A 20,594-nucleotide genomic window follows, 5' to 3' on the forward strand; every position below is an offset into this window, starting at 1 on the left:
ATTAAAGAGGGATTTACTGTCTTCCTATTCGTTATTATATGAACACTAAATTTAACTAATCCGTGAAATAATTTCACTTTCATACTTTGAGTCATTAATTGCTTGAACATTCGTTCCGTTTGGAACCTCACCAACATACTTATTTTTAACTGGTGCTTTATCGGTAGCTTTGTTCAAAAACCACTCATATTCGATATCGATATGGCCAATATCTATGGCGCGATAACCACTAACTGCCAAATCATAAGCTAATACAGTAGCAGTTGGACCAAGTGCAATCAAAATCAATTTTGATTTTGATTGTTTTTTTACTTCCGCTAAAATCTGATCATACTTAGCGAAAGCATTTATAGCTGGACATAGTATTCTTTTAATGGATTTTGCATTATCAAATAAATTATTGCCTATTCCTAACCTACTTTGTTCCCCTTCAACAATAATTATTTCTTGTTTATTCCACAACATTTTAAATAACCCGAAGCGCTTCTCCGTCATACTCTTGTCTTTATGGTCTATATATAAGCGCGTCACCAAAGAATCATAATATTCTTTGTTTTTTTCAAGCCGTTTATAGATTTTATACCGGTTGAAGTCTAAGTACCTTGACCAATACTTCTTTGACTTATCCGTGCACCATTCGAAACCTTCAAAAATATTCGGAATAAAAACTTCATGATTTTTATGGTTGCTTTTAATGATTTCCTTTAATCGGAAACTTAACTCCCTTGAAAATGGTTGAAATCGCAAACTATCACCGTTCATAAGATAAAACTCTCCATCGCCAAACCTGCTAATCGAACAATTATTATTAATTAATATATTTAGACTTTCATCAGTCGATTTTACTGAAGGAGGCGGCAATATAAAAAAAATTATCCTATTAAATAGGATAACTATATTGTCTTTTATTACAGGGATTTTATAATAAAATTTTAATAAATAGTTTTTCAATTTATCCTTTCCCTCCATTTTCCATCTTTAATGGTTCAACTATTTTCTTTAATTAGTTTTCTGAGGATAAATGAATTTTGACCTACCATTAACCTTAATAACATCCATCTAAAATATATTCTTCCTTTTATACTGAACCCTTTGGTCATTAAGTATTTTGAGTTTTCTCTATTAAAAATTGTTTTAAGGGAGTAAATTTTGAATTCTATACTATTAGTTAAATCTTTTAAACATTTTTCCACGTAATCTATATCTTTCGAATGGTAAAAGTAATCTAATGATGAAAGAACTTGCTCACAAAAAATAGAGGGAATTGTTATTCGCACGACGTCATTAAAATTATTATTATTTGCATAATTTTCAAATCTTTTTACCAACTTGGTTAATCTGGAGAGTAAGGCATTTGGAAATGAGCTTAATGAATTTGATCGTTTGAAGTAATTCACGAACACCTCAGGTGTTGTACTAATTAACCTGGTATGGCAAAAATAGTACAAATTAAATAATAAATCCTCAGCATAAATATCTTGATTAGGCTCAAATCTAATGTTGTGTCTTTTTATCAAATCATGTTTATATAACTTGTTCCAAACACAATACGCATGTTTAAATGGCAAAAAAAAGTCCAGAATATATCGTGATAATCCTATCTTACTTACATCTATTAATCCATCATCTAATGTCAGGCAGGCTTTTGAATTTTGTGGTTTTTCAAAACAATAGGCACTTCTGTAATTACATACAACAATATCACTATTATGAGTAGTTGCATTGTTTACTAAAACTTCAAACATCTGTTTCTCAACCCAATCATCAGCATCAATAAATCCTATATACGTACCATTTGCATTATTTAGCCCTGAATTTCTGGCCGATGACAACCCCTCATTCAGCTTATGAATTACTTTTATCCTACTGTCTTCCTTTGCAAATTTTTCACAAATTTCACCACACTTATCGTTTGAACCATCATTAACAAGAATAATCTCAATATCCTGGAGAGTTTGATTAAAAAGGGAAGTTATACATCTTTCTAGGTAAGCTTCAACATTATAAACTGGAACAATAATACTAACTATAGGCATAATTATTCCTTTCTTTAATGAAATATTGTCAATTTTTATAGACTATTTCAGAAGGTTATTCTAAACTGTTTTCTGTTTAAAAAAACCTCATCCTTTTACCACATCTTCTAAAAAAACATTATCCAGATTTACCCTATCAAACACTTCAAGCATCCCTCCTCTAGTAGCGTTATAAATTTTTATATTATTACAATCAGCATATTTCTTTGCTTCTTTATAGGCGCAAATCATTTTATCACCAGCTAATAAAAAGGATGGATCCATGTGATCATAGTCTTTAAAATGATGATTCATATTGCTTGAGTAATTACAATCCGTACCAAGTAAATAAATTTCCTCAAAACCCATATACACTGCTAATTGAATAAGAGAATATGTGATAGTATATCCATCGTAAACAACAGCAAAAGCATCATTGCTAAATTTTGTATAATACTTCCGATGTTGATGATTATGGTTAAGCAAATTTAGTGGGAAAATAAAATGATCATCTGGAATATTTTCCTTTTTAAAAATCGTATCACCTATAAATTTGCATTCGACATTTAAATTTTCTATATATTGCTTAAATTTTTTAAATACAGCTATATCCTGAATACCATAATATGTCGGCCGCCAATCTGTTTCATCAAAAGCTAAACAAATTGAGTTCATGCTAAAGCTAACTTCATTTTTTAATTTCTCAAGATCTTCAATAGTTAAACTTGGACCAGTGGCTACAATAAAACATCTTTCACCTTTATGTTTGTTTTTAATTTTCCTTAACTTTTCGTAAGGACTTTTTCTATTTAAACGGGTTACCCGTAAAAACTTCTTCAAATTATATACGCTTAAAGAAATAATTAAAGGTATTATTATATATTGTGATTTTCTTACTTTTTTAATAAAATAATAGGTAAATTTATTACTTCTTAACATGTACTTTAAGTTCATATTGTAATACCCCATTTTTCAAGTTATCCTATAAAGAACACTATCCAAAAACACAACTCCTTTCAGTAGTGTCATTCCTATTATTATTTATCACATAGATAATAAAGAAACCTCATTTTTATTGTTTTCATATAATGTGAAGAATTTAATCCAGGTCCCCAAAAAGTCCCAGTCATTTTGGTCTTCTTTTGGGTATTCTTGTAATCTAAGCAGAATAAACTCTAAATAAAATAGGTACCTATAAATATCCGATTGGTTTATTAAACTTGTCGTAAATTCCGAATTAAAATGAGTTTTTTCTATTAAATACAATTGAAAATACTTTAAAGCCGCGTCCATTTCTTTAATAATAATTACCCATTCAGTCTCTTTTATTTTAGAAGCTCTATCGAACATTATAAAATAAAAATCAAAATATAAACTTCTAATGTCAAGTGTATTCCAATCTATAACACTCGATGTTGTTTTACTTTTAAGGACATTTCCTTCCCAAAAATCACCATGAGATAGCACCAATAATATTTTTTTTGAGGAATAACTTTCTATTTTCTTTTTTATAAATGTAAAAAAGTCCAAGACGATATTATTGTTATCTTCAGGACTAGAATTTCCAATTAAATAAGTCTCTTTTAATAGATCGATACAATTAATCAGATTGTTTATATATTGTTTTACTAATATTACTTGTGGGTCAATACTTATCATAATATTTCCTAGTATTGGAAGGACATCTGAACAAAAGTGGTAGTTATTGTCATAATCAAAAGTTGGATTTTTTAAATTTATATAACACTCCTTTATGTACCGTCTATTGATATCCCAATCAATTATTTTAGGTGCTAATTTGCACTTTTGAGCCTCTATTAATTTATAAATATTTTTTTCAATCTCTGTAATTATAAAATCATTAGGAAAGACAGTTGTTACATCCTTTTTCCTGAAATTAATAATTTTGTACTCTCCAAGACGGAGGATGATTAAACAGTGTCCATTAAAAGTTGTTGTTATTGTTGGAAAAGAATCTTTTGACTTATAATGAATTTGTCTTCTCCTGTAAAATACATAGGTGAATTCCAACACTCGCATGAGCCTAACTAAGGGAATAAAAGAATTTAAAGCTTTATTAGTTGTTTTTCTTTCGAGAAAGGTAAACGGTTTAGCTCTAAAAAACAGAAGGTACATGAGATTTAATAGGTTTGTCTCTAAATTAATATATAAAGAATTATCAATTAGCAAATAGGTATGTTCTTGTATCATCATAAATTTCCCCTCAATTAGGCAGCCAAATGCTCAATATTAGCATTTGAAGGTCTTGAAAAATGATTGACAACGTTAATTACACAAATATCTTTGATTTTTAAGGATTTACTTTTTTTGCAACCTAATAATTGAATTATTTAATTCTTTTACTAAGGGTGATAATCTTCTAATAGGGAGTTTACAATGTTCATATAATTCCAACTCTAATTGTGAAAATTTTGCTTGACGGATAGCCTCACCTTGTAAAAAAAACTGTTCAACATCCTGGGAATAATGGGCTGCTAACATTTTTCTTTTTAGATTTCTCTCCTCTTCTGATATTTTTATTTGAAATTCTTTTAAGTCTTCTTTTGATTGAGTAGGCAAAAACTTTATATCTTTAGTTCCCAGGGGCTGAATTGGATTATACTCCGCCCATTCAAATACATCTGAAAATCCTATTTTATTACATATGGACCTAACAACAAAACTTGTCATATCATGATCATGATGTCCGCCCTCAATACAATGAACATAAATGCGTGAAGGATTCAGTATTTGTACTATCCTAAGAATGTCTACTGTCATATTTTTTAAATATCGTTGAGTTCCCCCATCTGGATAACCAAAACAATATATATTTTCTTCAGGTATATTGATTAGTGATAATGCTTGGACTGCCTCACGAAACCTTATTTCTGATTTCTTTTTAGCATCACTTAATCTAGTGTACCAACTTTCGCCATTCCTCCCTGATCCATTTGTAACAAAAATAACTTTTATGTTATCTTCATTCAAACTATGACGGTATAAAGTCGTACTTAAACCTAATATGTCATCATCAGGATGTGCAGCAAATACAAGTACATCGGTACTACTATAATTTAGGTTGTTAGTTTGAAATTTACGTCCTAGCATTTTATTTGGATACCTATATAGACCCCTTACATACTCTATCTTCTTAATCCTATTTTCATGTCCTTGGATAAATTGAATTAATTGAATAACTAGCTTTTTTAACAATTTACTTATAAATAACAAATTACCACTCACCTTGTAATCATATTCAGACTATAGTGAAGTATTAACCTACAATATCTAATAATTTCTTTATTTCATTTGCAGCATCAATATTTGATTTTTTTAAATTCTTTTCAAACTTAACACACAAATTTTGATTTTTAATAAGGGTATTGATTGCAGTATATATTTCATTTTCTTCGACATTAATAATAAGCCCATTCTGTCCACTTTCTATTTGCTCTCTTGCACCAACAGTATCTGTTGTTACGATTGGTTTATAAAATGCTCTTGCCTCAGCTAGCGAGATACAATATCCTTCATGCCGAGACGGTTGAACATAAATATCACATTCGTATATAAACCTATACGGATTTCTTTTTGTACCTAAAAGGATTAGATGTTCTTCTAAACCATATTTCTTTATTAAACTCTCAATTACTGACCTTCGTTCACCGTCTCCGATACAATACCACCTAATATTGTGCCCCTCTGACCTCAGCTTCATTAGTACGTTAGGTATTAGGTCATGCCCCTTTTCAAAGGTTAATCTTCCTACTGTTACCATCCGGATACCATTGAATTGGTCGTTGAAACCTTCACCATTTTTCGCCATTAATACTATTCGTTTCCTGTCAAGGATATTATTAAATACGGATGTTTTTTCTTTCAAATTAGGATATAAATCATTGAAATTTTCCATTGCATATTTCGAAACACAAAATATTTTATCGTATTTTTCATAAAATTGCTTGTAAGGTTTTAATTCCTCTTTAAACTGTGAAACATCTGCGTGTATCCAAGCAATTTTTGTTTTAGCCTTAATATTTTTCATTACAAATACAACCGGAAAAGAAGCTGGAACGTGATAAGCAATGGCTATGTCATATTCAGAATCAATCACCGGTATCATTTTGGAATGATACCATTCTTGTTTAAATACGCTTTTATCCATTTTTGCTTGAAGTGTATACCAGCCAATTTTAAAGGCTCGGATAAACTTACCCTTCTTTATAGAATTCCAAATCTTTTCGACTGTTGTCTTTTCATAACCGTATAAGCACTCAACCTTAACATGGTCAGGAATCTCATCCTCAAGCTCGCCACCATGGCCCATAACTAAAACAGTTACTTCAAACTGATCCTTCGGGATAGCATCTAGCATAGAAATCAATGCTTTTTCTATGCCTCCCATAATTAGTCGCCTCGTCACAATAACAATTTTCTTCATTTTATATCCTACCTAAATGGATTTACTTTACATAACAGATTTCTTAAATTTATTTTCGATTGCAACTAATCTACCGTTATTTATTCTAAAAACAATATCACAATTTTCTATCGTACTTAGTCTATGCGCGATAATGATCAAAGTTTTTTCCCCTTTTAACCCATCAATAGAATTCATAATTTCTCTTTCTGTTTCATTATCTAAGGCTGATGTGGCTTCATCCATAAATAAAATTTCTGGATTATGATACAATGCTCGAGCAATCCCGATCCGTTGGCGTTGCCCTCCTGAGAGTCTTACTCCTCGCTCTCCTACAGTTGTATTTAATTTATCAGGTAATTCTTCAACAAATTCTTTTAATTGTGCCTGCTCTAAAGCTTTCCAAACTGCATCATCATCTATTTGACCATCTTCTATCCCAAATGCTACATTACTACGGATTGTATCATCTGATAGAAATATAGATTGTGGGATATAGCCTATTTTTTGTTGCCATATTTCCTTTTGTTCTAATAAATTTTTACCGTCAACTAAAATACGTCCTTTTTCTGGTGGAAAAAGTCCAAGGATGATATCAACAAGAGTTGTTTTTCCAGCTCCTGATTCACCGATAAACGCTACCGACTGACCAATTGGTATAGTTAATGAAACATCCTTCACAGAATATTCCTTCTGGTTAGGATATCGAAACGATACTTCAGTTAATTTAATCGATTCATTAAATATTCTCTTTCCGTAATTTATTCTTCCAAGTTCATTTTTAAAATTTAGGTTGCCGCTTTGGCCCTGTTCTTTATTCAAAAATAAATCTTCGTAAACGACTGTTAAGGCTGGTTGGCTATAACGAATCGTTGTTATTAATGCTACTACACGAGTGATCGAAGGCATTAATCGAAAAGCAGCCATCGCAAAAAGCGCCATTGTTGAAACTAGATAATCTGTGCTCGTACCTTGAAAGACAATAATTAGCATGGTAATAAGAACTACAGCTACTAATAACGTTTCAATAAATAGTCTCGGCACTAGATTTAACATACTTAAATAACGGCTGTTGTTTACGCTAACTTGACTTTGAACAGTGTAAGCATTAATAAAAAAGTCTTCCTTACCCGATACTTTTACTTCTTTACTTGCTCCTAACCCTTGATTTACCCATTTAATCATTTTTCCATTTACCTTTTGTTGCTCTACGCCTAAATGACTAATCTTTTTTCGGAAGATTCTAAAAAAGACAAAAACACTTCCCCCTAATAAAATGGAAGCTGTTATCGTTGCAATTGGTGCTGTTTTTAATAGCAATAATAAAATACATGTAGTAACAAGAATTTCCGTAAATAACTGAAATCCTGATATAATAATTCCATTAAATACTCTAGATACTTCACCATTTACATTCCGAAGTAAATTTGCTGTATTTCGTTGCAAATGGAAAGTGTATGGTTTTGTTAAATATTCTTTGAACAATCTTCGAGATAATTTTACTTGTTGATTTAAAATAACCCTGATTTGCGCATAGTTAAAAAGAAGTAAATACAAATTTTTTAGAACAAACACGACTAGTAAAGTGATAACAGCAAATACAATAAATGATGATGTTGATTGAAAGTTAAATAATCTGTATAAAAAAGATAAAACTGCCTGCTCTTTGATAATACTAGGTTTGGTTAAGATCCCTACAATCGGAACAATCATCCCGATTCCTAGCGTTTCAAATATGGCAGCAACAATCATCATAAAAAATAAAATTAATAATCGTTTCTTTTCTTTTTTATTGAAGAGCATTAATAGGTTTTTTATTGTGACCTTCAATTTCTACAACCTCTTTCAACTTAATTTTCTTCTATATCCATTCTGGTAACTGGAGAAATTTAACAAATGGTGTTATCTTAAGTGATAAAAGCAGAAAGCTACTTTTTACTAGTGTAGAGTATCCTTTTACTTTTTTACTTTGCTCTAGAGGATTGTTTTCAGTGTTTACATGTTTAAGCTTTGGAAGTTTTTTTAATAATCTAAAGTCAGAAATAGAATTGTTACTTAAATTTAACTTTTCTAGATTTAAGAAATACTCTAACCCATTTAAATTAGAAATCCCCTTATTACTTAGTTCTAATTCCCTTACTTTGCCTAATTCTACAATTTCAATCCACCCTTCCGGCTTTGAAATTTTTTCTCTAACTGCCCTTTCAAAATTGGGATCGATAAAAGTAGCGATACCCGCTAACTCCGAAGTGGTATAGAACTCCATATCATGTTTCCTTGCTTCATTAATAATCGTCTGGATAAGCTTTGGAGATGTTCTCCATGTCCCCCATTTTTTAGCCTTTTCTCCTTCTCCATAAAGATTCTCGTTAACTTCTTCAGGTAATATCGAGTGACCTGTTAAAATTAAATTTTTACCTGTCTTCTTTGTCAATTTAATTATTTTTTTTAAATAGTAAGTATTACAAGAATAATAGTCATCTAAACAAATCGATGGAGCAAATCCAACATGATTAAATGGTGTTAAATTATCTTTATTCAAATGACCTCTCGCAATTTTGAAATATTTTGGAATTAACCTTTTTAAGGTTTCATTATTGTAAATAAAATGTGGAAATACAAAAGAAACTGGTTTTTTGAATCTTTCCTTTGTTTTAGAATGTGATTGTTTTTCCATCCAATTAATAAGTGTTTCAACTTCATCTTCAACCCATTTCTCATATCCATATTTTGCTGAGTACTCTGTAGACGGCTCATGTCCAAAACCATGATGTGCAATTTCGTGACCGTTTGATTGCAATTCCAGCAATTTATCAATTTCCTGCTGAATGTGTTCTCTTTTGCCATCTAAAGGATGAATTCCATTAATATTAAATGTTACCTTGACATTATAATATCCAAACATATCTTTTCCGTATTTATACCAATCATGAACTCTATAGCTATCATCGAAAGAAAATGCTATTCCTGGTTTATTAAGATATGGAATAGGTTCCTTTTTTGTATGATCATTATAGCCATCCATCTGCTTCACCATGTTTCTATATAACGTACTCCAGTACCTCCATTGGAAGTACTTTTTCTTAAGCGATATTATGTATTGTCTAAGAATTTTTACCATATATTCAAGCACCCCCAATAATGATCCACAAAGTATTTATTTAAAGACTCTTGCTAAAAGTCGGTCTGCCTTCCATAGTAAATAGTTTTCTTTTTGAAGTTTATGCCCATCTACTGCTATTAACCAATTATTTTCCGCCACCTTTAACTGGTCAATTGAATGCATTCCATCCCTGTTCCAATCATTAACCTTTTTAGATCCTTTTAAAATTAAGTCCATTTCTTCTTCTTCATATTCTCTTTCAGATAACACTGTTATTCTAAATACCCGAACCGCACTCCCATAGCTTGGTTGACCGTCTTGTGTATATCTGTAAATAGCATTCTCCTCAACAATTACTCTACCTCCAGGACGTGTAATGCTATAATTATTTGTGATTAGGGGGCTTTTAGGATGTTCCACCCAGTTCCTTTCAAGTGTATCAGAGAAAAATAAGTGCAATTTCCCGCTTTTACCTGCAAACATCCACCATTTATTGTTATATTGAAAAATGCTTGAATCAACATAATTCCCTTCAATTAATTCATTAACAACACTCCACTCATAAGGGAAATTTTTCGCCTTATATAACAATACTTTGTTTGCCTCACTTGATTCTGGGATCATATAAAAATCATCACCATACTTAAATACATATGGATAGGATAAATGGTAATTTTCTTTTAGTACGGCCCTATCGTAATTCCAATTTTCACCATTTATACTTGTTGCTAAGCCGATGATCCCTTTCCCTGATGTTTTATCAAGGATTTCAAAAAACATAAAAAATAAAGACTGATGAGAAATTATGAAAGGGTCTGCAATAAATTCTGCATGCACGTCTGAAATATCTGAAGCTTGAAGACTAGGTCTTCCGATTTTATTTTTATCTGGGTATTTAGAAATTAAGGTTTGAGAATTAAATACTGAAATTGACCAAATACCCACGATTATGTTTCTTTTGAGCAGCAACCCTATTAGTATTAGTAAAATAAAAGAACCAGCAGAGAATAAAAACATAAAACCACCTTAAAAGTTTATTTTTACATAACATTAAATTACACAATCAAGAATTTTTGTATCTCATCGTTATTTTGAAAATTTCCGCTGGTTAAATTTTCAGTAAATCTTTTACGCAAATCTTCATTATTTATTAACTCAACTAAAGCGTTGTAGATTTCATTTTCATTAATACTAACGATAAGTCCATTCTCCCTATTCTTAATCTGTTCTTGTGCTCCTGTGAAATTAGTTGTTACAATAGGTTTCTTTAAACATTTGGCTTCGGCAAGTGTTATACAAAAACCTTCATGCCTAGACGGTTGAACATAAATATCGCATTGGGCAATATAGGAGTAAGGGTTTGGATCTGAGCCTAATAAGATAAACTTATCCTTTAAATCGAACTGCTCTATTAGTCTTTCATAATTCTTCCGAGAGTTTCCCTCTCCAATACAATACCATTTCACTTTATAGCCATCGTTAACTAATCGTTTAAAGGTATGAATAGCAAGGTCTTGACCTTTTTCACCGGATAATCTGCCGACCGTTAAGATTCTTAATCCATCAAATTGATCAGTAAATCCCTTCCCTTTTTTTGATTGGCTTTTAATAGTCTTTGGTGTCGCAAGATTTAGGAAAATATCTGTCTTCTCTTTTATTCTTGGTACTCTATCAATTAATTTATTTCTCGCTTCATTTGATACAACAAAAACCTTTTCAAATTTGCTATAAACCTTCGAAGCAAACTTTGGATTGAAGCCGATTTTTGTAATATCAAAATGTATCCACTGGATTTTTTTATTAGCCTTTATTTTTTTTAAAACAAAATAGCTTATGAAGTCCATTGGGCCATCATAAGCTACAGCAATTTCATATTCCTCTTCAAGAGTTAAATATTTTCTTAAGAGATACCTAAAGTAAATACTTCTGTCTTTTAATAATTTTGTAATAATATGTAAGAACAATATGCATATTGCCTTTAAGATCTTGCCCTTTTTTAATAAGTGATAGGACATTAATTGTGGTGGCTTGTTTAGCAAATCTTTAATGCTTTCATAACCAATAAAATACTCTACTTTAACGTTAGAGGGTATATAATTTAGAAATCCACCATACTCCTCTAACATAAAAATGGTAACTTCATATTTATCTTTTGGAATTTCATTGATCATGTTAAGTAAGGCTTTTTCTGTACCGCCTATATTCATATTGATGAGCATAAATAACATTTTCTTTTTCATTTTAAGTGACTCACTTTCTCAGAAATGTTATCCTATTAATTCGTAAAATTTATTCAACTCTTCTACATTTCCTTTTTTTTCCCGTTTTAAATAATTCACAATACTTTCTCTAAGGTTATTATTGTCAATTAATTTTAATATTCCTTCACAAATGGCATCACTATTCATATCAACAACAAGCCCATTTTTACCATCCACCATTTGATTATATACTGCATCAAACCTTGTTGTTACTACCGGAATATTAAGCATTCGGGCTTCGGCAATTGCAAGTCCAAACCCTTCAAATCTTGATGTTTGAACATATATATCACAATTTTTTATAAAAGGATATGGATTTGAAGTGACACCTAGTAATACAAAATGATCAATTAACTCATTTTCTTTTATAAAATGTTGTATCTTTTCTAAAAGTGGGCCTTTACCTAGTACATACCACTTAAACTTAATTCCCATTTCCTTTAACTTTTTACATGCTTCTAAAGCAATATCATAACCTTTTTGATATGCAAATCGTCCAATTGTAAGTAACCTCAATCCATCAAAATTATCTGTATAATTTTCACCAAAGTACGCCATATCGGAAATAAATTGGGGATCATTAATATCATATATGATTTCAATTTTATGTTCGTAATTTGGGAATGTTTCTAATAGAATTTCTTTAGTTGAATCAGAAACTGCAATTATTTTATTATATTGATCGTAAAACTGTTTTTGAAAATTTGCTTCTTTCTGATCTAATCTGTAGGTTACATTTACCCAAGAGAATTTCTTATTTGCTTTTACCTTTTCCGCAACATAAAAGGTTGGTACTCCTTGTGCATAACTTATGGCTATATCATATTGTTTCGGATTTTTCTCAATTACACTCGACACATTCTCCCAAAATAATCTTGCTTTTTGAGCATTACTATATTGTTTCATACGAATATTTAACGAATATTTTAACCGTGAGTGAAGCATTTTAAAGTCAGCTTTCTTTAAAGAATATAGAAGAGCCTTCTTTAAATTTAACCTTGTAAAATTAGTATACTTTAATGGACTTAATATGTTCACCTCTTTGGGAACAAGTTCTTCAAGAAGTTCACCATGTGCAAACAACATTAAGTCTACTGAGTATTTTTTATAATCGAGTAATGATAATAATGTAATTAAACTTTTCTCTGCCCCGGCTCCCACTAATGAATCAATAACAAATAATAAGGATTTTTTCATTTTGAAGGGTCTCCTATACTTTTAAGTGGCTTTTAAATGCTGTCTCTCTTTTACATTTTTTACAAAACCGAATACAGAAGGATTTACAATAAATAACGCTACCATCACTTTTTGTCTCCAACTTATATAAGGATTTTTTATAAGAGATACTATATTTTTATTTAAAGTCCTCTTTAGCTGCTTTAATTCCTTATCCACACCAGAAAGTTGTGACTTTGCAACATAATAATTCCAAATAAGTACTTCCAAATAACACTTGAATGCCTTTTCGTGTAATTTATTTTGCCTTACTGTTTTAAAGAACTTAGCACGATCTTTTAGAGCATATACCCTATCAAACTTATTAATAGAAAAAGGTGAATACACAATACTATCTTGCCTTTGAACATAGTAATATAATTTAGCCGAAATAGAAGTAATCTTTTTACTTTGATAATAAATTTTGTGTATTATGAGTTCATCTTCGTAAATCACTCCTTCTTGATATTTTAAGGATTGAAATAAAGATCTTTTATACAACTTATTTACGGCGAAAATCCACCTTTCACCGCTTCTCCCCATAGGATCGAAAATATCTTCATTTGGTTGATATAATTGATTTAATGCCTGGATATTCGTAAAGTGCTCTGTTCTATATTCTGTATTAACATCTTGTTTTAAAATAATCCTATTTTCTTCATTTACTTTAATAACATCACAAACGACTACATCCGATGAATGTAATTCAATGCTATTGTATAAAATTTCATACATTTTCTTATCAATATAATCATCACTATCAACAAATCCGATATATTTACCTTTAGCAATCTTTATCCCGGCATTTCTTGCAGATGATAGTCCACCATTTTTTTTGTGAATGACCTTTATTCGTGGATCAATTATTGAATACTTATTACAAATTCCCCCACAATTATCTGGCGAACCGTCATTTACAAGGATCAGTTCGAAATTAGTAAACGTTTGGGCTAAAATTGAATCAATACATTTATTTAGATATTTTTCAACATTATATATTGGAACAATAATGCTGATTTTTGGATTCATCATGAAATTCCCAACCTCAAAATTTTTTTTGATTTACTTGAAAAGACCAATAAACTGGTACTACACTGTAATAATGTGATGGTTAGCTTATACTTTAATGAAAGTGTATTGTTCAACATAAGCTTGATATAAAACTTTCTTACAAGTTGCTGAATAATACTTAAATATTCTTTCCTAAGATCTCTGTTCTCCACTTGATTTAAAATATAGTGGATAATATCTACACATCCATATGCAAAACAAGAAATAAACTCTTTAGAGAGGTGGGGATAGTTTCGGCCCATAAATGATAATATTTCGCTCCAGCCAAGCAACGCATCCATTCGTTTTCCATGGAACTTGGATGTCAGTATACTTTCCTCTCGCTTAACATAAACATACCCTTCATAGTTTGTATAAACTGATTTACGGGCATTAGAAAACAATTTATAGGTAGTTGCTAAATCTTCGTGAATCCGCCCTTCTGGAAATTGGATATTTTCAAAGCAAGTTTTCTTAAATAATTTATTACAGACCGAAAATCTGTATAACACACCTTTAAATAGCTGCCTCATTGCTTCATCATGATCCATTTCTAATTTGCATTCTTCATTTTGTTCGTTTATCAGTTTTCCCTTAACCTCTCTACTAAACTTACATATCGAAATATCACTGTTCGTTTCCTTACATAAGTTATACAGAACTCTGTACATATCTTTATCAATATAATCATCACTGTCTACAAAGCCTAAGAAATCTCCTTTCGCAATTTTTATTCCTGCATTTCTTGCTGAGCTTAATCCTCCATTCTTCTTATGGATTACCCTGACCCGATTGTCTAAGTAAGCAATTTCATTGCAAATGCTTCCACTATTATCGATCGATCCATCGTTGACAATGATTACCTCAAAATCCTTGAAAGTTTGTGAAAGAATACTATCTAAGCATTTTTTAATATATTGTTCGAGATTATAAACAGGTACAATAATACTAATTGCAGGATTCATAAATTATTCTTCCATTTCTTTATATTTTAATTTTTTGTTTTACCAGTGTGGTCGAGACCCCTGCTGTATACGGAAAATATATAATTTCTACCCCTACCTCATTAAATTTTCTCTCTACTTCATTAAAAAGGTGGTTTCCTTTCCAATCGTCTCCAACAAACATCGCATCAAATTTCAAAATTTCCCATGCGGAAAATTTATCTCTATTCGTTTGTGGAATAACCATGTCGACATATTTTATTCCCTCAATAATCTCCATTCTTTCGTGAAAGGGAATCACTGTTTTCTTATTTTTATACGACATAACCAGCTCATCTGTACTTACTCCCACAATTAAGTATTCACAGTGTTCCTTTGCCTTTTTCAAAATATTAAGATGGCCTACATGAAATAAATCAAATACACCTGTTGTGTATCCTATTTTATATGGTTTCTGTACCATAACCTTTCTCCTTCCTATTCTCGCTATAGCAAACTTCATTTATTTGCTGCAGTAATTTTTCACTTGCCTTGCCATCTTCGAATGATCCAATACCTTCTAAAAATCTATTTAAATTAGCCTGGTATTCCTGATGATTAAAGTATTCAATTTTCTTCATCAATTCATCATTGCTATTCGCACTAATAAAAGGGAGTTCCTCTAAATCAAAATATAAATTTCTATCATTGATGATATAATCGAATTTATCAGGTACATACAAAAAGCAAGGACGCTGGGTAATTCCGAAATCAAAAATAAGTGATGAGTAATCTGAAATTAAAATATCTGTTATACTTAAAAGTTCTTGTGTATCATCAAATGATGTTACATCAATGATATTATTTCCCTTCATTAATTGATTAGATTTTGAGGCCAAATGCGGGTGTAACTTGACTAAAAATGTCCACTTGCCTCCAAACTTGTTCCTTAATTTTTCAGAAATCAATTGATAATCAATATTGTAAATAGCTAGACTTTCATTTTTTCGAAATGTTGGGGCATATAAAACTAGCTTTGAATCAAATGGTATGTTCAGCATTTTCAAAATGTCATTCCTCATTATCGAATTGTTTTGAAAGAAGATGTCATTTCTAGGTGTACCGTGTTCAAAAATATTCCCTTCATACCAGAATGCCCTTTTGAAAATTTCAGTACTGTATTTACATCCAGATAATAATAGGTCACATTTTTTAGAATCCCCTTTGGCCATCTGGACATATGCTGGTGGTAAGGAATTCTTAGCATCTTTTTCAATTTGTTTTAAGCGCAATGAACTATGCCATGTTTGAATGTAAAATTGATTTTTTCTTTTGACGAATAAATCAGTAGTTCTAAAATTAGTTATAATGACTTTGGATGTGCATAACTCATAAAAATATCGTAAGGACATTGTTTTAACTTTTCTGATACCAGTTAAATGCGGCTTATTAGTATCATTAAATGCCCAAACAACATCAAATCTTTCCTTTGGATAATTCTTGAGAATATATTCTGTAATATATTTTGGATTACAGCCATATTGAGTTCCATAGTAACTAAACATAAAGATTTTATTATTCTTTATTGGAAAATAATTAAATAAACAAATAATAGCCAAAGCACTATATTTTTTTATTGTTTCAATAACATTACCTAAAGACATAGAAAGAGCTTCCCCTTTCCTTAGAAGAAGCTCCAACCCTTTGTATAAAATTTTTCATTGATTTTGCTCCCATACATTAAAGATCGATTTTCTCTAACCCTAAAGGTGTTGGAACAATCTTAAACTTTCGTAATAACTTCTTTAAAAAAAGAAACAATATATTAAAATATGGGTGGATAGAAAACAAAATTAGCTGCATTTTTAAGTGATTATCATTTCCTACTGACTTTTCAAATTTGTGGTGGTTTTCTTTGATGTACACTCGTATTTCTTTCTTATACAAACCGATTTTATCTTCTTTTCTATTTATTAAAAGGAGGTTGTAATGGATTAACATCGTTTTTAAGAGCACTTTATAGGATTCATCAGAAAGACCCTTGTAAAATTCTTCAATAAAGCACTGTCTTTCTTTCAAACCCTTAATGATATCTAAGTTTTTAGGGTTATAAGATGAAACAATACTGTCACCTCGCTGAAAATAAAAGCATAATGGCTGGTTCAGGATTACATAGATATTTACTCTTTGAATGACTTGATGTGCCCAAAATACATCTTCAAACAATACTCCTTTTTTAAATGGGATTCCTTTAATTATTTCCGTTTTATAAAGCTTACCCCAGGCAAAATTTTTAACTCTCTCGTTTACAACTAATTCAGTCATTAGGGAGATGTTATCCAATACGATCGGAGGATCATCCTTTTGATAATACCGATTATCAAAGAGCAAATAATCCTCATACGCATAATAAAAAGCCGATTGAACAACATCAGCATTATACGATAGACTTATATTAATCATTTTCTCAATCATAGTTTTTTCTAACCAATCGTCACTATCAACGAAAAGAATAAATTCTCCGGTAACGTACTGTATCCCGAAATTTCTTGCATCGGATAATCCGCCATTCTTTTTGTGAAAGACTTTTATTCGGTCATCTGATACTGCGTATTCTTCCGCAATCATCCCGCACGCATCAGGTGAACCATCATCCACTAAAATGATCTCTAAATTTGAGTAGGTTTGATTAATTATGGAGTCTACACATCTATTAAGATATTTTTCCACCTTAAATATTGGAACAACAACACTTATTTTATGAGGTTCCATGTTACTTCTTTACTCCTATTTGTTCATTTTTCCACTTAATAAATTCAATCAAAGTTTTGAACTCTTGAATCTGTTCTTTTTCAACACCTGATTCTTTTAGTTCATTAATAAAATCAACCCATTCACTCTCGAGGTATTGATGAGTTTCTTCATTAAATTCTGTCTTTAACAATGCCTTTAAATCCACACCTAAAACTAATGCCAGTTTCTTAATAATATGAACCGATGGATTTTGATTTAGGTTCCGTTCGATATTACTTAGATAGGATTTAGATATATTCGCTCTTTCCGCCAGTTCGGATAATGTAAGTCCTCTCTGCATCCGAATCTCATAAATATTTTTTCCAATCATAATTTTACCTACCTTGTTATACCCGATTATTTAAATATGGATAACATCCCTTTCTTTCGAATTATTGTTTATCACATCTTTAATACAATTAATAATCTTCAACTGGTCTTCTTCCTCCAAATTTGATCCGGATGGTAAACATATTCCGCTATTAAATAAGTGCTCGGAAATATTTTCACTATTACTATGTTGATAATATCTTGTCCCTTGGAAGATGGGCTGCATGTGAAGTGGTTTCCAAACCGGCCGTGCCTCTATATTTTCATTTGCCAAGGCTTTTAAGACATCCCCTGCAGAAACCCCCGAGTCTGCTTCATTAATAATAAGAGCTGTAAGCCAACGATTGGACCGGGTATCTTCTAATTCTGGCATAAGGTGAAATCCGGGTAGATGGGCTAATTCCTGATGATAGCGTTTAAATACTACTCTTCTAGCCTCGACCCTATCGTGTAAAACCTCCAATTGAGCTCTTCCGATTCCTGCTAAAATATTACTTAATCTATAATTAAACCCAATAATGCTATGTTGATAATGTGGAGCAGGATCACGTGCCTGAGTGGCTAAAAAACGGGCTTTTTTTAATGCCTCGATATCATTTGAGATCAACATTCCTCCACCGGATGTGGTAATTATTTTATTGCCATTAAATGAAAAAATGCCAAACTTACCAAATGTTCCACTGGCTCTACCTTTATAAGTCGAACCCAGTGACTCTGCTGCGTCTTCAATGATCGGTACACGATAATGGTTGCAAATGGAGAGAATTTCATCCATTTTTGCACATTGTCCATATAAGTTAACAACAATGACAGCTTTAGGCAGTCTTCCTTCATTTGTTGCATCATGAAACGCTCTTTCAAGTGCTTGAGGTGACATATTCCATGTATCAGGTTCTGAATCGATAAAAACTGGGTCAGCGCCCTGGTAAATGATAGGATTTGCACTCGCCACAAAGGTAAGGCTCGAGCAAAAGACAATATCACCTTTGTTAACGTCTAATAAAGAAAGAGCCAAATGAATTGCTGCCGTTCCTGAACTCACAGCTACAGCATCATTGGCTCCTACATATTCAGCTATTTCTTTTTCAAAAGCATCGACATTCGGCCCAAGTGGTGCAATCCAGTTTGTTTCAAATGCTTCATTAATATATTTTTGTTCGTGACCACTCATATGTGGTGGAGAGAGGAAGACCTTTTTCTTATTTGTTTTATTTAACAATTATTTCACCTCCGCCCTTCTTTGGTTGTATTTTTTTACCGTGGCAGGGATTCCCATGGCAGTACAATAAGACGGAATATCATGAATGACAGTTGATCCAGCACCAATAATGGTCCATTCACCAATATGAATATTTGGTATAATCGTAGCTCCCGCTCCTATGAAGTCACCTTCACCTAGTTGAACAGCGCCAGTTAGCGTAGCTCCTGGACATACGTGGGAAAAGTCGCCTATTATACTGTCATGCTCGACTATAGAACCAGTGTTTAAAATAGAATGACTTCCGATATTCGTATTTGCATTTATTACCACGTTAGGCATAATCACGGTACCAAATCCTATCTTGGCACTAGGACTAATAATGGCCGATTTATGAATGATCGTAACGTAGTATTCATCAGCTAGGTTTAATTGCCGAACAATTAATTGCCTTGTTTTATTATCGCCGATTGCCATTACAAATTTTATGTCTTTAAAATGGCTAATCAATCTTTTGGCTGAAGAAATTGGACAACAAAAAGTATTCCCTATTAGTCTTATATGTTCGTATTTATCATCTAAATACCCAACAATATGATGATCCCCATTTGAAAAAATCATATCGGAAACCACCTTACTGTGACCGCCACGACCAATAACCGCGATATTCATCCATGCCCCCCTTTCACCGTGGATTTCGAACCTGTAAAACTTTCTATTGTCGCACTCCCCGGTTGATTTATTCCTTCTGTTTTTATTACTTTAAATATCGTAAGCAATAGGATTTTCATATCAAGGAAGAACGAACGATTGTTTACATACCAGACATCTAAGATAAACTTTTCTTCCCATGTTATCGCATTCCGGCCATTAACCTGTGCCCAGCCTGTTATACCTGGTCTAACATTGTGGCGTTTTTCCTGCTCATTTGTATAAAGGGGGAGATATTCCATTAATAAAGGCCTTGGGCCAACTAAACTAATATCACCCTTCATGACATTTATTAGCTGTGGGTATTCATCTAAACTATACCTTCTTAGAAATTCCCCAAATGGTGTCAACCTTTTATAGTCTGGCAGCAATTGCCCTTTATGATCTTTTTCGTCTGTCATTGTTCTTAATTTATAAAGGTAAAATGGCTTTCCATATAATCCAGGACGATGCTGTCTGAAAATAATTGGCGATCCTAATTTTAACTTTACCAACAAGGCGAAAATGACAAAGATGGGGAATAGTGAAAAAAATAACATCATTGAAATTAACAAATCAAACAGTCGTTTCAC

The 20,594-nt window shown here is 31.6% G+C and carries 20 protein-coding genes; all 20 read right to left on the reverse strand.

The features are described from left to right. Positions 1–51 precede the first annotated feature (51 nt). On the reverse strand, positions 52–951 hold the full coding sequence (locus ACIQXV_RS18630) for an SP_1767 family glycosyltransferase (RefSeq protein WP_402960924.1): 900 nt from the start codon (positions 949–951) through the stop codon (positions 52–54). A 35-nt stretch (positions 952–986) separates the two neighbouring features. Continuing rightward, a complete protein-coding gene (locus ACIQXV_RS18635) occupies positions 987–2,036 on the reverse strand; it encodes a glycosyltransferase (protein WP_402960926.1) in 1,050 nt (349 codons plus the stop codon). A gap of 87 nt (positions 2,037–2,123) precedes the next feature. After that, complete coding sequence (locus ACIQXV_RS18640) at positions 2,124–2,969, reverse strand: 6-hydroxymethylpterin diphosphokinase MptE-like protein (RefSeq protein ID WP_402960928.1); 846 nt, start codon at positions 2,967–2,969, stop codon at positions 2,124–2,126. A 90-nt stretch (positions 2,970–3,059) separates the two neighbouring features. Next, entirely contained in the window at positions 3,060–4,229 is a 1,170-nt protein-coding gene (locus ACIQXV_RS18645; protein WP_402960930.1) for a protein kinase family protein, read from the reverse strand. Between the two features lie 105 nt (positions 4,230–4,334). Further along, positions 4,335–5,249 (reverse strand): PIG-L deacetylase family protein, encoded by a 915-nt coding sequence (locus ACIQXV_RS18650; RefSeq protein WP_402960932.1) that lies wholly within the window; start codon positions 5,247–5,249, stop codon positions 4,335–4,337. A 43-nt stretch (positions 5,250–5,292) separates the two neighbouring features. After that, positions 5,293–6,459, reverse strand: coding sequence for a glycosyltransferase (locus tag ACIQXV_RS18655; protein WP_402960934.1), 1,167 nt, complete (start codon positions 6,457–6,459; stop codon positions 5,293–5,295). A 27-nt stretch (positions 6,460–6,486) separates the two neighbouring features. Continuing rightward, positions 6,487–8,268, reverse strand: a complete 1,782-nt coding sequence (locus ACIQXV_RS18660) for an ABC transporter ATP-binding protein (protein ID WP_402960936.1) — start codon at positions 8,266–8,268, stop codon at positions 6,487–6,489. A 31-nt stretch (positions 8,269–8,299) separates the two neighbouring features. Beyond that, positions 8,300–9,475, reverse strand: a complete 1,176-nt coding sequence (locus tag ACIQXV_RS18665) for a polysaccharide deacetylase family protein (protein ID WP_402960938.1) — start codon at positions 9,473–9,475, stop codon at positions 8,300–8,302. 120 nt (positions 9,476–9,595) lie between these two features. Next, entirely contained in the window at positions 9,596–10,558 is a 963-nt protein-coding gene (locus ACIQXV_RS18670; protein ID WP_402960940.1) for a glucosamine inositolphosphorylceramide transferase family protein, read from the reverse strand. A gap of 38 nt (positions 10,559–10,596) precedes the next feature. Then, positions 10,597–11,781, reverse strand: coding sequence for a glycosyltransferase (locus ACIQXV_RS18675; protein WP_402960942.1), 1,185 nt, complete (start codon positions 11,779–11,781; stop codon positions 10,597–10,599). Between the two features lie 27 nt (positions 11,782–11,808). Beyond that, positions 11,809–12,999: a glycosyltransferase gene (locus tag ACIQXV_RS18680; protein ID WP_402960944.1), complete on the reverse strand. Its 1,191-nt coding sequence runs from the start codon at positions 12,997–12,999 to the stop codon at positions 11,809–11,811. 21 nt (positions 13,000–13,020) lie between these two features. Beyond that, the gene (locus ACIQXV_RS18685; protein WP_402960946.1) at positions 13,021–14,049 is read right to left on the reverse strand and encodes a glycosyltransferase family 2 protein; all 1,029 of its coding nucleotides are present in this window, start codon (positions 14,047–14,049) and stop codon (positions 13,021–13,023) included. Further along, positions 14,046–15,032: a glycosyltransferase family 2 protein gene (locus ACIQXV_RS18690; protein ID WP_402960947.1), complete on the reverse strand. Its 987-nt coding sequence runs from the start codon at positions 15,030–15,032 to the stop codon at positions 14,046–14,048. Before ACIQXV_RS18690 ends, ACIQXV_RS18685 begins: the two co-directional genes overlap by 4 nt. 19 nt (positions 15,033–15,051) lie before the next feature. After that, complete coding sequence (locus ACIQXV_RS18695) at positions 15,052–15,474, reverse strand: FAD synthase family protein (RefSeq protein ID WP_402960949.1); 423 nt, start codon at positions 15,472–15,474, stop codon at positions 15,052–15,054. Next, a complete protein-coding gene (locus ACIQXV_RS18700; RefSeq protein ID WP_402960950.1) occupies positions 15,455–16,654 on the reverse strand; it encodes a CDP-glycerol glycerophosphotransferase family protein in 1,200 nt (399 codons plus the stop codon). Before ACIQXV_RS18700 ends, ACIQXV_RS18695 begins: the two co-directional genes overlap by 20 nt. 76 nt (positions 16,655–16,730) lie before the next feature. After that, positions 16,731–17,762 carry a glycosyltransferase family 2 protein gene (locus ACIQXV_RS18705; RefSeq protein WP_402960952.1) on the reverse strand — a complete coding sequence of 344 codons (1,032 nt, stop codon included), beginning with the start codon at positions 17,760–17,762 and terminating at the stop codon, positions 16,731–16,733. Between the two features lies 1 nt (position 17,763). Further along, the gene (locus ACIQXV_RS18710; protein WP_402960954.1) at positions 17,764–18,114 is read right to left on the reverse strand and encodes a helix-turn-helix domain-containing protein; all 351 of its coding nucleotides are present in this window, start codon (positions 18,112–18,114) and stop codon (positions 17,764–17,766) included. A gap of 30 nt (positions 18,115–18,144) precedes the next feature. Then, positions 18,145–19,284, reverse strand: coding sequence for a DegT/DnrJ/EryC1/StrS family aminotransferase (locus ACIQXV_RS18715; protein ID WP_402961152.1), 1,140 nt, complete (start codon positions 19,282–19,284; stop codon positions 18,145–18,147). Between the two features lie 48 nt (positions 19,285–19,332). Further along, positions 19,333–19,983: an acetyltransferase gene (locus ACIQXV_RS18720; RefSeq protein ID WP_402960956.1), complete on the reverse strand. Its 651-nt coding sequence runs from the start codon at positions 19,981–19,983 to the stop codon at positions 19,333–19,335. Next, positions 19,980–20,594, reverse strand: a complete 615-nt coding sequence (locus ACIQXV_RS18725) for a sugar transferase (protein WP_402960958.1) — start codon at positions 20,592–20,594, stop codon at positions 19,980–19,982. The genes ACIQXV_RS18720 and ACIQXV_RS18725 overlap by 4 nt, the downstream gene beginning before the upstream one ends.

It is taken from the genome of Neobacillus sp. NPDC097160 (genome assembly GCF_044762155.1).
In the GTDB taxonomy this organism is placed as follows: domain Bacteria; phylum Bacillota; class Bacilli; order Bacillales; family Cytobacillaceae; genus Neobacillus.